The sequence below is a fragment of the Micromonospora sp. KC606 genome (assembly GCF_004348675.1).
Taxonomy (GTDB): Bacteria; Actinomycetota; Actinomycetes; order Mycobacteriales; family Micromonosporaceae; genus Micromonospora.
On record NZ_SMKN01000166.1, the window covers coordinates 1 to 12,122 of the forward strand.

The 12,122-nt window shown below is 68.2% G+C and carries 13 protein-coding genes and 3 pseudogenes; 9 read left to right on the plus strand and 7 right to left on the minus strand.

Annotated features, from left to right (window positions below):
* A pseudogene (locus tag E1193_RS23890) lies at positions 1-308 on the plus strand (transposase); the annotation flags it as partial.
* A 476-nt stretch (positions 309-784) separates the two neighbouring features.
* Here the strand turns inward: E1193_RS23890 and E1193_RS23895 are convergent.
* Positions 785-2,104 (minus strand): annotated as a pseudogene (locus E1193_RS23895) (DUF418 domain-containing protein); the annotation flags it as partial.
* Here E1193_RS23895 and E1193_RS23900 point away from each other — a divergent pair.
* Together E1193_RS23900 and E1193_RS33395 are read left to right on the plus strand one after the other, a co-directional pair.
* A complete protein-coding gene (locus E1193_RS23900; protein ID WP_207922829.1) occupies positions 1,992-2,855 on the plus strand; it encodes a PaaX family transcriptional regulator C-terminal domain-containing protein in 864 nt (287 codons plus the stop codon). The pseudogene E1193_RS23895 and the gene E1193_RS23900 overlap by 113 nt on opposite strands.
* A complete protein-coding gene (locus tag E1193_RS33395) occupies positions 2,765-3,568 on the plus strand; it encodes a helix-turn-helix domain-containing protein (RefSeq protein WP_279433384.1) in 804 nt (267 codons plus the stop codon). Before E1193_RS23900 ends, E1193_RS33395 begins: the two co-directional genes overlap by 91 nt.
* Here E1193_RS33395 and E1193_RS23915 read toward each other — a convergent pair.
* Positions 3,565-4,320 carry a TetR/AcrR family transcriptional regulator gene (locus tag E1193_RS23915; protein WP_347877044.1) on the minus strand — a complete coding sequence of 252 codons (756 nt, stop codon included), beginning with the start codon at positions 4,318-4,320 and terminating at the stop codon, positions 3,565-3,567. The two genes, E1193_RS33395 and E1193_RS23915, sit on opposite strands and share 4 nt — an antisense overlap.
* Between E1193_RS23915 and E1193_RS23920 the strand changes: the two genes are divergently transcribed.
* Positions 4,261-4,848, plus strand: a complete 588-nt coding sequence (locus E1193_RS23920) for a hypothetical protein (protein ID WP_207922831.1) — start codon at positions 4,261-4,263, stop codon at positions 4,846-4,848. The two genes, E1193_RS23915 and E1193_RS23920, sit on opposite strands and share 60 nt — an antisense overlap.
* Before the next feature lie 537 nt (positions 4,849-5,385).
* On the opposite strand, the gene E1193_RS23925 is transcribed toward E1193_RS23920, so the two are convergent.
* Genes E1193_RS23925 through E1193_RS23940 form a run of 4 tightly spaced genes read right to left on the minus strand, consistent with a single transcriptional unit; the run spans position 5,386 to position 7,677 of the window.
* On the minus strand, positions 5,386-6,150 hold the full coding sequence (locus tag E1193_RS23925) for an ABC transporter permease (RefSeq protein WP_132185429.1): 765 nt from the start codon (positions 6,148-6,150) through the stop codon (positions 5,386-5,388).
* On the minus strand, positions 6,147-6,950 hold the full coding sequence (locus E1193_RS23930) for an ATP-binding cassette domain-containing protein (protein ID WP_132185430.1): 804 nt from the start codon (positions 6,948-6,950) through the stop codon (positions 6,147-6,149). Before E1193_RS23930 ends, E1193_RS23925 begins: the two co-directional genes overlap by 4 nt.
* Positions 6,947-7,327: a DUF1048 domain-containing protein gene (locus E1193_RS23935; RefSeq protein WP_132185431.1), complete on the minus strand. Its 381-nt coding sequence runs from the start codon at positions 7,325-7,327 to the stop codon at positions 6,947-6,949. Before E1193_RS23935 ends, E1193_RS23930 begins: the two co-directional genes overlap by 4 nt.
* Positions 7,328-7,329: 2 nt before the next feature.
* Complete coding sequence (locus tag E1193_RS23940; RefSeq protein ID WP_132185432.1) at positions 7,330-7,677, minus strand: PadR family transcriptional regulator; 348 nt, start codon at positions 7,675-7,677, stop codon at positions 7,330-7,332.
* Between the two features lie 146 nt (positions 7,678-7,823).
* Here E1193_RS23940 and E1193_RS23945 point away from each other — a divergent pair.
* The 4 genes and pseudogenes from E1193_RS23945 to E1193_RS23960 all read left to right on the plus strand — a co-directional run.
* Positions 7,824-8,073 (plus strand): annotated as a pseudogene (locus tag E1193_RS23945) (transposase family protein); the annotation flags it as partial.
* 257 nt (positions 8,074-8,330) lie between these two features.
* Complete coding sequence (locus E1193_RS23950) at positions 8,331-9,035, plus strand: YafY family protein (protein ID WP_132185433.1); 705 nt, start codon at positions 8,331-8,333, stop codon at positions 9,033-9,035.
* Between the two features lie 105 nt (positions 9,036-9,140).
* Positions 9,141-9,533, plus strand: a complete 393-nt coding sequence (locus tag E1193_RS23955) for a VOC family protein (protein WP_132185434.1) — start codon at positions 9,141-9,143, stop codon at positions 9,531-9,533.
* On the plus strand, positions 9,533-9,907 hold the full coding sequence (locus tag E1193_RS23960) for a hypothetical protein (protein WP_132185435.1): 375 nt from the start codon (positions 9,533-9,535) through the stop codon (positions 9,905-9,907). Before E1193_RS23955 ends, E1193_RS23960 begins: the two co-directional genes overlap by 1 nt.
* A 231-nt stretch (positions 9,908-10,138) precedes the next feature.
* On the opposite strand, the gene E1193_RS23965 is transcribed toward E1193_RS23960, so the two are convergent.
* On the minus strand, positions 10,139-10,894 hold the full coding sequence (locus E1193_RS23965) for a hypothetical protein (RefSeq protein ID WP_207922832.1): 756 nt from the start codon (positions 10,892-10,894) through the stop codon (positions 10,139-10,141).
* A 490-nt stretch (positions 10,895-11,384) separates the two neighbouring features.
* Between E1193_RS23965 and E1193_RS23970 the strand changes: the two genes are divergently transcribed.
* Positions 11,385-12,122, plus strand: a 738-nt coding sequence (locus tag E1193_RS23970; RefSeq protein ID WP_243707856.1) for a trypsin-like serine protease, incomplete at its 3' end; no start/stop codon positions are given.

Genomic DNA, 12,122 nt, shown 5'->3' on the forward strand with positions numbered 1-12,122 from the left:
AGTTCCTCGCGTGATCGGCGTAGACGATTTCGCTCCGCGCCGGCGACGCCGCTATGCCACCGTGGTCATCGACGCCGAGAGCCACGAGCGGATCGACGTGCTGCCCAACCGCACCGCCGACACCATCGAAAGCGTGGCTGCGCGAGCATCCCGGCGTCGAGGTCGTGTGCCGCGACGGCTCGGCCACCTACACCGAGGCGATCCGCCGCGCCCGGCCCGACGCAGTCCAGGTCGCGGACAGGTGGCATCTGGGGCACCACCTGTGCGAAGCCGCCCTCAGCGAGGTGAAAGCGCACAGCAGCTGCTGGGCCCCGTACTGGGCGCACCCAGCAACCCTGCTCCACCACCGCATCCTCCTTGGATAGCAGCACTCTCCGTCACCACCGAGTGTGAGACAGGGCCATTCGTTCTACAGGCCCTGGACGCAACCGGAGCGGTCCTTCGAGCCGCATGATGACTGGCTGTGCCGCTCACCGATGACCACGCCACCCAGCGGCAGTTCCTGGCGAAGGGCGTGGCGCAGGTCGGTGTGTACGGGTTGTTTCCAGCAGGTGGATGCCGGGCTGGAGCGTGGTGCCGCCGCGTCCGCGGACCCGTACCCGGCCGGCTACCTGTCCGACCGGGAGGTATCCGGCGTCGTAGGGGTGGGTGTCGCAGAAGATGACTCGGGCGGCGGGGACGTCACGGGCCGTTGCGGAACAACTGCATCCGGGCTAAGACCACTCTGTCTGACTGCGGGTTCGGCCCCGTGGCCGCCAGTCGGGCGGGCCAGCTGGGTCCACGCGCGCAGGACCCATTCCACCGGCCCGTACCGGAAGAGCCTCATCCATCGCCGGCTGAGGACCAGTTGGGCGGCGTAGATCGCCAGGGCGGTGGCCAGCACCGCTGGCGGCGTGAGCCGACCGGCCAGGCCGAGGCCGACACCGGTGAAGAGTAGGACCGCGATCGCGGACTGGCCGAGATAGTTCGACAGGGACATCCGGCCGGCCGGCGCCAGCAGGGCCGCGAGCCGGTGCCCCCACGGCGCGTGCAGGGCTCGCAGCAGGGTGGCGGCGTAGGCCGCGGCGAGCAGCGGCGCCGTGATGATGTCGGCCGCGAAGGCGAACGCGTCGAACGCGGTGTCGGGGTAGTACACGGAAGCCGACGCGTACACCACCGCCCCGGCCGCTCCGGTGGGGAATCCGATGGCCTGGGCCCGGCTGGCGGCGCGCAGCAGCCGGTCGGGATCGGCGAACAGCCGCCGGTTTCCCGCCGCGAGTCCAGCTAGCATCGCGGCGAGCGCACCGGGTGCCAGGGCGAACAGGACGGCAGCTCCGGCGAGGGGCAGCTGATCGAGGTGCGCGGCAATCACCGATCCGGCGCCGCCGCGCAGATCGTGCAGGGTCCGCTCGGCGTCGGCGGCCGCCAGCGGATCGGTGGCGTCGAGCCCGCTGGCCAGCAGTGCGCCCAGCCCGGCATGCACCGCTGCGAGCAGGACAGTGACGACGACGGCGAGAGCGAGGGCTCGCCGCGGCGCCATCCGGCGCAGCGCCAGCAGGACCAGGCCGAGAACGGCGTACGTGGTCAGGATGTCGCCGGGGAACAGCAGGACGGCGTGCAGCACGCCGATCACGAACAGCCCGGCCAGCCGGCGCAGGAAAGCGGGCGCGGAGCCGGGCCGGAACTGCAGCGTGCAGCTGTATCCGAAGAGGAACGAGAACAGCAGGTAGAACTTCGTTTCGAAGCCTGCCGCGACCAGCCACTCGACGAGGTGGCCGAGCCGGCTCGCGGCCATCGGGTCCGCCGCGCCGCGGAAATGGTGCGGCGAGGCCAGGTAGCCGAGGTTGACGACGAGTATGCCCAGCAGGGCGAATCCGCGCAGGGCGTCGAGGTCGGTGAGGCGCCGGTCGGTCGGGGGGCGAAGGATGGCACCGGTCATGCCGGTGAAACTATCATGCCAGAAACGAACGTTCCAGAAACGATAGATTGTTGGTTCGGCTATGGTGACGGGCGTGCTGGAGCCGCTCGTCGAGGTGCCCACCCGCACGCTGGTGCATGCGCTGTTGCGGCGGGACGGGACCGTTGCGGCCGACGAACTGTACGAGGTGGCCGGCCTGCTCGCCATGTCCGACCAGCAGGTCCGGCTGTCGATCAAGCGGCTGGTCGCGGCAGGGGAGTTTGAGGTCGTCGGGCGGGGCCGGCGCGCGGTCCTGCGAGCCGCCGCGGATCTGCGGCGAGCGCTCGGCGCCGAGGTGAGGTTCGTCGGGTTCGCCTACCGCCAGGATCGGGGCCTGGAGCCCTGGGACGGTCGGTGGCACCTCGTGGCCTTCGCGGTGCCGGAGGCCGAGCGGCAGTCCCGCGACGCACTGCGCCGAGAAATCCTCTACCTGGGTGGGGCGCCCGTGCAGGGTGGCCTGTACGTCTCGGCCAACGCCTGGGAGCCGCTCATCGACGAGGCGGTGCGCCGGCTCGGCGGATCCGCGACCGTCACCACCGCGACCACCCGCGACCTGGCGGTGGCCGGCGAGCGTGATCCCCGGCGGCTGGCCGCGCGGCTGTGGCCGGTCGCGGAAATCGCGCAACGGTGGACCCGGCTGGCGGTGGTGGCCGGGGCGCGGCTGGCCCATCTCGACGCCCACCCGGACCTCGGGCGCGGCGAGCGGCTGCGGTTCGCCATCGAGGTGGCCACCCTCTTCGACGAGGCCGCCCAGCCCGACCCACTGCTGCCCCCGGAGCTGCTGCCCGACCCGTGGCCGGGGGCCGAGGGACGGGCCCTGGCGGCACGGTGCTGGGCCAGGCTCGCCACCCAGGACGACGGCCAGCACCGAATCTTCACCCACTACGACGGGGCCATCCCGGATCTCGGCGCCGGATAGGCCTTAGTGGTGCTTTGTTACGGCTACCGGCGGCCAGCCCGAAGGTGCTGACCCAGCGCCTGCGACAGTTGGAGCGTGACGGCCTGGTCACACGCACATATCACGCCGAGATGCCACCACGGGTCGAGTACGAGCCGACAGATCTCGGCCGCACCCTCCCACCCGTCTTCCAGACACTGGTGACGTGGGCGAATTCCCACCTTGACCAGGTCATCGCCGCTCGCCGCCGATACGACGCCGGACCGGTGCGACACGGCACCTCACCTCGCCCGAAGCAGGGAGCAGGGCGCCCTCACCGCCCGCCCTGCTTCACCTTGCCAAGAACATCACCATCGGCGGGTTACGGTGCTACCGCTGCTGGCCCTCGGCTCGGGATCCGGGAGCTGTGGAAGTCGCAGGTGTCGGAGATGGTCGCGCACGTCGGCTACGCGAAGACGCTGTTGCACCTATGCCCAGCTCGTATTGGCTTGTCCGCCTCGACCGCGGTACCCGCAACGTGTCACGTCAGCTGGCTCAACCTGTACCGCGACCGGCTCGACCTCCACGGAGGCAGCCGGCTCAACGGCAGCGGCGAACTCGGCTTCGATCCAGTTCAGCCAGGACGCGTAGGTCGCCAGGAACACCAGCTCCGACATCCAGACCACGCGCAAGCGCATGTGGGCGCTGGTGTCGGGCTCGGCACGGCTGTCCTGAGCGACGCGGCGACCGGCTAGTCAGATCCAGCCTCTTGCTGATCGGAGGATTGGAGTGCCGCGCAGACGAAACGCGCGAGTCGTTCCGGGAGATCGCGCGGATCGTGGCGGGCTATGAACAGCCAGGACAGCACGGTACCGCCGAACATCGCGTGAAACAGGTCGACGTCGGGGAGCCGGTTCAGTTCGCCGCGGTGCACCGCTCGTCGCAGCAGTTCGGCGTTGCCTTCCCGCTCTGGCTCGATGAAGGTGGCGGTGAACCGGTTGGCGAGCGTCGGGTCGGTCGTGATTTCGCCCAGCAGCTTCAGCAGGGCGGCGGAGGCCGCCGGGTTGGTCAGATGGCTGATGATCACGTGCGCCAGCGCGGTCAGATCCCCGAGCAGTGACCCGGTGTCGGGTGGAATCTCCAAGGTCTCCCCGTGGATGGCGGCAGCGAAGACCATTTCCTGCTTGGTGGCGTATCGCCGGTAGATGGCCGCCTTGCCGATCCTGGCCCGGTTGGCCACCGCGTCCATGGTGAGGCCGGCGTAGCCGACCTCGGCCAACAGTTCCCGGGTGACCTGGGTGATGGCATCGTCCACTCGGCTCTCTCGAGGCCGACCGCCTTGTTGCCCATCCCCACGCATCATGGCAGTATACGAGACCGCTAGTTCCGGAACTGGCAGTGCCGAAACGGGGGCGGCTGAATCATGACCCACACCTCTCCAACAGTCGTGACCGGGGCCGTCCGCACGATCACCGGGCCATCGCGTCGGGCGCGGTGGGCGGCGCATACCGCAGCCCTCCTTGCGGTGCCGTCGGGCCTGTGGCGAATCGGTCTGGCGCTGGGGTTTCCCCTCGGCTACACCGAGCAGGGCCACCGCGACATGGTTGGCTCCACCGGATGGGGACCGGTGTACTTGATCGGGCTGAGCCTGTTGACCGAGGCGGCCGCCATGCTCACCCTCGGCCTCGTGCAACGCTGGGGCGAAGTCGTGCCGCGGTGGATCCCGCTGATCGGGGGCCGGACCGTCCCTCCGCTCGTTGCGGTGGTGCCCGCCTGGATCGGGGTGGCGGTACTCGCCGTGTTGTGGACTCCGTTCCTGTTGTGGTGGGTGGTACCTCACGACGGTATGACCGCCGCTGGACACACCCTCGTCGGGTTTCTCTACCTGCCGCTGGTTGCGTGGGCACCCTTGCTCGCTGCCGTCACCATCTCCTACCAGCGCCGCAGGCGGCTACCAGTCAGCCACGACACTCTCCACGTCACGCACGCGATCGGATCGGCTGGCCTGCAGTCCTCGCCGGCGAGGAATGGGTAAATCACAGCGGTTTGCCGGCGCACCCTCGACGAGCGACGTGAACCCGGTCGAGGTGCGAATCCGCCCACGTCGTCCGTGCCTGTGACCCTGAGTTCTTCCTCCGCCGCACGAATCATGTCCGGCGGAGCAGCGGGAGTGCCCCCGCGCTTGTTGCCGGCGTGCCAGAACGTCGATGCGACGTGCTCGGAGGACGCCACGCTGATCATCTTGCCACCGCGCGTCAGGCCACTGCTCGCCATCCAGCCCGACGTGCGAGGCGCGCACATCTGCCGCCGGTCGGGCGTCACAGACGGTGACCGCTCTCCGGGTCCCCCAACGTCCGACCTTGCCGATGAGTGAATGCCCGGTCTTGCAGGTTTCCGTTGACCTCAAGCAGAGCTGAGGTGCTTCACTGTCGGCCATGGATCTTGACAGTTTGCGCGTCGCCGTCACCGGCGCGGTTCCGCTGAGTTTGGTGCCGCGCGCAGGGTGACAGACCTGCGGCGCAGGGGACAGCGCCGCAGGCAGGTGGATGCGGCGCTGTCCCCTTGTGATCGGCTAGCTGATCTTCTTGCGGTAGATCGCTGTCGCGGCGGCGTAGGCGGCCACGAGGATGCCGGCGCACCAGGCAAGGGCGATCCAGATGTCGTTGCCGACGGGTTGCTGCGCGAACAGCGCGCGGAGAGTGTTCACGATGGATGTCACCGGCTGGTTCTCGGCGAACCATGCAACCGGGGCCGGCATCGATCCGGTGGGAACGAACGCCGAGCTGATGAAAGGCAGGAAGATCAGCGGATAGCTGAAGGCGCTCGCGCCGTCGACGGTCTTGGCGGACAGCCCCGCTATCACGGCGATCCAGGTGAGGGCGAGGGTGAACAGGATCAGGATGCCGCCGACGGCGAGCCAGTCGGCTACGGAGGCGCCGGTGCGGAAGCCCATGATCAGCGCAACGCCCGTGACGATCGCGGTCGAGGCCAGGTTGGCGACGAGGGAGGTCAGGACATGCGCCCACAGCACGGAGGGTCGTGGGATCGGCATCGACTGGAAGCGCTCGAAGATGCCGCCCTGCATGTCGAGAAACAGGCGGTACGCCGTGTAGGCGATACCGGATGCGATCGTGATGAGCAGGATGCCCGGGAGCATGTAGTTGATGTACGACTCGTCGGATCCGGTGTTGATGGCGCCGCCTAGCACGTACACGAAAAGCAGCATCAGTGCGACCGGGGTGACCGCTGTGGTGATGATGGTGTCCGGGCTGCGGAGGATGTGACGCAGGGAGCGGCCGGTGAGGGTTCCGGTGTCACTGAGGACGTGGGCGGTCATCGGGATTCCTCTCCTGCGGAGATGGTGGCGTCACTGGTGTCGCCGACGAGGGCGAGGAAGACGTCTTCGAGGGTCGGCTGCTTCTCGACGTACTCGACCTTGGCGGACGGGAGGAGCTGCTTCAGCTCGGCAAGGGTGCCGTTCTGAATGATCGTACCTTTGTGCAGGATCGCGATCCGGTCGGCGAGTTGCTCGGCCTCGTCGAGGTACTGGGTGGTCAGCAGGATGGTCGTACCGTCCTTGGCGAGCTGCTTCACCGTCTGCCACACCTCGATGCGGGCCTGCGGATCGAGGCCGGTGGTCGGCTCGTCGAGAAAGACGACCGGCGGGTTGCCGACGAGGCTCATCGCGATATCCAGCCGCCGCCGCATGCCGCCCGAGTACGTCGCCACCCGCCGGTTTCCGGCATCAGCGAGCGAGAAACGGGCGAGCATGTCGTCGGCGATCGCACCCGGGTCCTTCAGGTGGCGAAGCTTCGCGACCAGGACCAGGTTCTCCCGGCCGGTGAGCACTTCATCGACTGCGGCGAACTGGCCGGTCAGGCTGATCGACTTGCGTACGCCGCCCGGAGCCGAGGAAACGTCGAAACCGTGGACGGTCGCGGTGCCGGTGTTCGCCTTCAGCAACGTCGACAGGATCCGCACCAGCGTGGTCTTACCGGCACCGTTCGAGCCAAGCAGAGCGAAGATGCTCCCGGCTGCCACATCGAAGTCGACGCCCCGCAGCACGTGCAGGTCCTTGTAGGACTTGGTGATGGCCTGCACCCTGATCGCGGGTTCGCGCGTCTTGGTGGTGGTCATGCGCTCTTCTCCTCGCCGTTGTCGCTGGCGGCGGCGATCGCCTTTCGGAGGCGCTCGCGTTCCTTGTCGATCCACTGCTTGCCGGAATACGCCTGCAGGAACGTCTCGGCGAACTCGACCGGGTCGTCGCCGACGATTGCGCGGACCGGCGTGCCGTCGGCGACCGCACGCTCCCAGAGGTCGACGAAGTCGCCGAACATAGTGATGAGCGTGTCGCCGTCGAGGATCCCTCCCTGGTGGTACATGAAGTACCGCTGAAGCGCCTTGGCCGCGCTGCGATAGGGCTCCGGCAGGGCTTCGATCCGGGCCATGTGGTGCTTGTACTGCTTCTTCTGCTCGAGCGACCCGACCAGCGTCTCGATCCACTTCGCGGCCATGCTCATGCTCCTTGGTCCTGTTGGTTGTCGGTGTGGTGGAGTTGCTCGATGCGTTCCGCGAGGACGGTCCACGTCCTCCAGAACTCGGCGAGTTGGTCTCGGCCCTTCGCGTTGATCGAATACACCTTCCGTGGGGGCCCCTTTTCGGAGGGGACCTTCTCCACGTCGACGAATCCGCGCTGTTCGACGCGGACGAGCAGCGCGTAGATGGTGCCTTCCGCGATGTCCGAGAATCCGCGGTCGCGAAGCCACGCGGTGATTTCGTAGCCGTATGCGGATCTGCGGGCCAGGATCGCCAGGACGATGCCTTCGAGAGTGCCCTTCAGCATCTCTGTCATCTGGTTGCCCACGCCGTCATCCCCTCGCTATTAAGCGTCGCTAGCTACCGGTAGACGGTATCACTAGGTACCGGTAGTTAGCAACGCTGAATACCGAGGGGATCCGGGACGGGGAACTTGGCGACCATGACGTCGAAGGCATCGACGTCTTCCAGACGCTGAACCACCTCGCCGACCTCATCCCGAGCGCACCGTGGCCAGCATCGATCCCGGCGGCGGCTAGCGCCGGGTCGCCAGGCGCTACTCGCCCTGGCCCACCTGCGCAACGGTGACACCTACACCCGGCTCGCCGCCGGGTTCGCCATCGGCGTCGCCACCGCCTGGCGGTACCTGCAGGAAGCAATCGTGCTGCTCGCTGCGGTCGCCGAGGACCTGGCCACAGCGATGCGGCTCATCCGCCGCCTGGCGAACGCGATGTGGTGGCGACAGCTTCGACGCTTCACCGGCCGCCGTGAGCTTCCCTCCGAGACCATCGAGGCGGTCGCCGGCCTGGTGTCCGACCGCATGATCACCTGGTAACCGATTCACCCCACGGCAGCCCACAGCACTGGCAATCGCGCACGAGATCGTTGGACACAGCCTGCAAGCATCAGCGATTCAGCCGATGCGCGTGGGAGCAGGGGCAAGCCCTCTCCTCCATCGCAGGCGACGGCTAGGCTCCGCTCATGAACCGCATCGATCGCCTCTACGCCATTGTGGAGGAGCTGCGCGCAGCGGGCCGGCGCGGGCGCACCGCGCGGCAGCTGGCCGACCGCTTTGAGGTCAGCGTACGCACGATGGAGCGTGATCTCAGCGCGCTCGGGCAGGCCGGCGTGCCGCTGTTTACGAAGCAGGGGCTCGGCGGCGGGTACACGCTCGACCGGTCGATGAGCCTGCCACCGCTGAACTTCACGCCGCGTGAAGCGGCGGCTATGGCGGTGGCGCTGAGCCGCAGCGAGCACGTGCTGTTCGCCAAGGACGCCCGCACCGCACTGCAGAAGATCATCGCCGCGATGCCCGAGAAGGCGATCGAGGAAGCCCGCGCCGCAGCCGGCAAGGTGCGGCTCCTGGTTCAGCCGGTACCTGATCTGGACGCCGGCATCGTCGAGACCATCTGGCGTGCGGTACGCGACAACCAGGTGCTTCGGATTCACTACCTCGACGTGGGCGGCGTCGAAACTGAGCGCGAGGTCGAGCCGCAGCATGTCGTGGTCGGCCCTAACGGGTCGTATCTCACCGCGTGGTGTCACCTGCGCAAGGACGACCGGGTCTTCCGCATGGACCGCATTAGCGAGGCCGAGCGGTCGCCGACTCCGCGCTGCTCGCGGCCTGTCGTCCCGGAGCCGGTCGTCGACGGCCACGAGACGAAGCTGCCAGCCTCGGCACTCTGACCCGAAGAACTTCTGCCAAACACCGACATAGGGATGTCGCCAACGGCCACGACCGTGGGAGTGGCCTGCCACCCAGGCGGATAATCCGAGCAGAAGGAGACAACCATGACCACCACACCGGCTCCCGGCACACTGGCCTGGTTCGAGGTCGCCACCGATGACCCCGATGCCGCAGAGAAGTTCTACGGCAGCCTGTTCGGCTGGATCTTCCAGGCCTTCGGGCCTGCGGCGTCCGGCGGCATGGACTACCGCAACATCACCGCCTCCGGCGCCGATACGCCGATGGGCGGCATCGCCAATACCGGCGGCCAGATGCCCAACCACGGCGTGTTCTACATCCTGGTGGACGACGTTGAGGCCACATGCGCCAACGCCGAGCAGCTCGGCGGCTCCGTCGTCGCCAAGTTCCTCGAGCCCGCCCCTGGTGCCCCGAAGTTCGCCTACCTGCGCGACCCCGCCGGCAACCGGTTCGGGGTGTTCACCCCGCCGGCGGCCTGATGGCGCCGAAGGCGAAGCGCTCGTCCCCGCCGGAGGGCTCCGGCGGGGACGAAGCCCGTGGCCTGTACGAGGAACTCACCGACGACCTGCTCTACGACCCCGCGATCGGCAGGGCCACGATGATGGGCTTCCCTTGCGTGCGGCTGGCCGGGCGGTTCCTCGCCTCGTACGACGAGAAGATGGGCGGCCTGATTGTGAAGCTCCCCCGCGAACGCGTGCTCGAACTGATCGAAGCCGGTAACGGCGAGCCGTTCGCCCCCGCCGGGCGGGTGTTCCGGGAGTGGGTCGCCCTCTCCGTGCCCGACCGTGAACTCTGGCGCACGCTGCTGGCCGAGGCCGTCGAATTCGCGCGAAAGGGGCTCAGACCCTGGTAAATATGGGTTCCGTGAGGACGGCAGGGCGGGTGAAGAGCGACAACGCCTGACGGCGTGGCGGCGTGACATGAGGAAGGGCCTTCGGTACGAGCAAAGGTGACTAAACCAGCAGCTCGCGTTCCGAAGGCCCGACCCTGTCTGTTTACCTTGTCGCCGAGACCGCCAGCGGCCAACGATGGTCACACCGAAGGTTGGCGGCTGGGCCCTGTTCCGCGCCAGGCGGCGACCAGCTCACCGGCCGTCGTACGACCAGTAGTCGCCCGGTGGCAGCTGCACCCACAGGTCCGGCGACCCGCTGAACGGTCGGGCGTCTGTCAACGCCAGACCGACGTAGGCACAGCAGTACGCGATGGCGTTGCCCTGGTACAGGTAGGTACGCAGGATTTCCTCGGCCGAGTCGTCGGAGGCCGCCCACCCCCCACCAGGATGCAGATCCCATCCTTCGACGGCGCGGTCGCGCAGGATGCTGCCCTGATTTCCGCTCTTCGGATTGGCGTACATCGAATAGCAGACCGTGCCGATCGACAGGCGTCTCGACACTCCGGGCATTCTCGCCCCGTACGCCCACGGCTGGCTGACGACGCAGCCGCCCGGCACGTCAGTCACGCCCAGGGTCAACACGGCCTCCTCGCTCAACGAGTCGCCCCACAGCTGTTCAACCATTGACTCGGCGTCGTCCCACTCGGCGACCCTGGCGTCCAGACGGCGCACGGCTTCGGCCGCGTCGATACCGGCCACACAGGACAAACTCAAACCGTCGTAGTCGACCTCCTGAGAGACGGCGGTGAGACGGCGTGCCTCGGCGACGGCGGCGGACTCGGCCGGCGAGAGACTGGGGACTCCGGGCGGGACGGCGAAGAGGTCGGGCGTCAGGCTGGCCAGGCTGAGCCGCCCCGGTGACCAGCCGGCCATCATCGGTCGCCGGGGATCAGCACCGGCGGCGGCGAGCGCGCCGGCGTTGTCGGGCTTGTCGGCGTGCACTGCCACCCACAGCGCGGTACGGCCGTCGTGCTCGGCGTCGATGTCGTCGACCAGGGGCGGCTAGCGCCGCCACCCAATGGGCCGAGCCATGTTCGGCGGCCACGTGCAACACCGGCCCCCAGTGGGGTACGCGGCCGTTCGGGTCGGCGCCAGCGGCGAGCCGGGCCTGGACCTCGCCGGTGTCCGACCATGACTGCCAGCCCGTCCCGGCCCAACCGTCTCCGTTCACGATGTCGTTCCCTCCGCTGCCATACCCGATGCCCGGACGCCGACGCGCCGGCTGCGGTGGCCAAGAACACCGCCGGTCACGACGCGAGCAAACTGCCGTTCCCCGCTCCGCGACGTTTCGATCCCGCCGCGCCTGCTGCGAAACGCGTGGGAGAGGAAGCTGTTGCCGGTTCCGGCTTCCGGGAATCATCCGGACAGCTCGGCATCCGCACAAGCTGGTCCCAATGGAGTGAACACGGCGGGACTCCCGCCTGACCGAAGGAGGATCATGCTGAAGAAGAGATGGGTGATGGTGGCTGTCGCCGCTGTCGCGGTCGGCTCCATGGCAGCTCCGGCGGGCCCGGTTGCGGCCGCGACGAATCTGGACCGATCCGTCAGCAGCGCCGCGCGAACGACCGGTGTGCCGGCGTCTGCCGATCGGGCCGTGGGTGCGTCGGCACTTTCGGCCGCCGCCGGAACCAACGCGATCTTCGGTCCGGACGACCGGGTGCTGTCCACCCCGACAACGGCGTTTCCTGCCAGCGCCACCGTCCTGTTGACCTTCACCGGCGGTCGGTGCACCGGGTTCATGATCAGTGAACGCACGGTTGCGACCGCCGGCCACTGCTTGCATACCGGCGGTACGGGTGGCACCTGGCGTACCAATGTCGTCGCCTACCCGGGCCACGACGGTACGACCGCGCCCTACGGCTCATGTGCCGCAACCACGCTTTTCGCCCCCCAAAGCTGGATCGCCGGCTCCGGGTCGTCCAGTTCGGCCTACGATTATGGGGCCGTCCGGCTCAACTGCTCGGTGGGCCGGAGGACCGGCTGGTACAACCTCGGATACACTACTCAGCCAGTGACTGGGTCATGCACCACCAGTCACGGCTATCCGGTGGACCGATCCGGACAGTGGGCGAGTAGGGATTATGTCCGCGCCGAAACCGCGAGCCTGCTCTACGTGCAGCACGACGCTACCGCCGGGCAGGACGGCAGCCCCATCTTCTACACGCCTGACCCGGAT

What these genes read in the sequence shown, in the direction of transcription:
- E1193_RS23935 (WP_132185431.1), bottom strand. Translation starts at nt 7,327, where the DNA reads ATGGCCGCGAAGTGGATCGAGACGCTGGTCGGGTCGCTCGAGCAGAAG.
- E1193_RS23950 (WP_132185433.1), top strand. Translation starts at nt 8,331, where the DNA reads ATGAACCGCATCGATCGCCTCTACGCCATTGTGGAGGAGCTGCGCGCA.
- E1193_RS23925 (WP_132185429.1), bottom strand. Translation starts at nt 6,150, where the DNA reads ATGACCGCCCACGTCCTCAGTGACACCGGAACCCTCACCGGCCGCTCC.
- E1193_RS23955 (WP_132185434.1), top strand. Translation starts at nt 9,141, where the DNA reads ATGACCACCACACCGGCTCCCGGCACACTGGCCTGGTTCGAGGTCGCC.
- E1193_RS23915 (WP_347877044.1), bottom strand. Translation starts at nt 4,320, where the DNA reads ATGCGCCGCCCACCGCGCCCGACGCGATGGCCCGGTGATCGTGCGGAC.
- E1193_RS23930 (WP_132185430.1), bottom strand. Translation starts at nt 6,950, where the DNA reads ATGACCACCACCAAGACGCGCGAACCCGCGATCAGGGTGCAGGCCATC.
- E1193_RS23960 (WP_132185435.1), top strand. Translation starts at nt 9,533, where the DNA reads ATGGCGCCGAAGGCGAAGCGCTCGTCCCCGCCGGAGGGCTCCGGCGGG.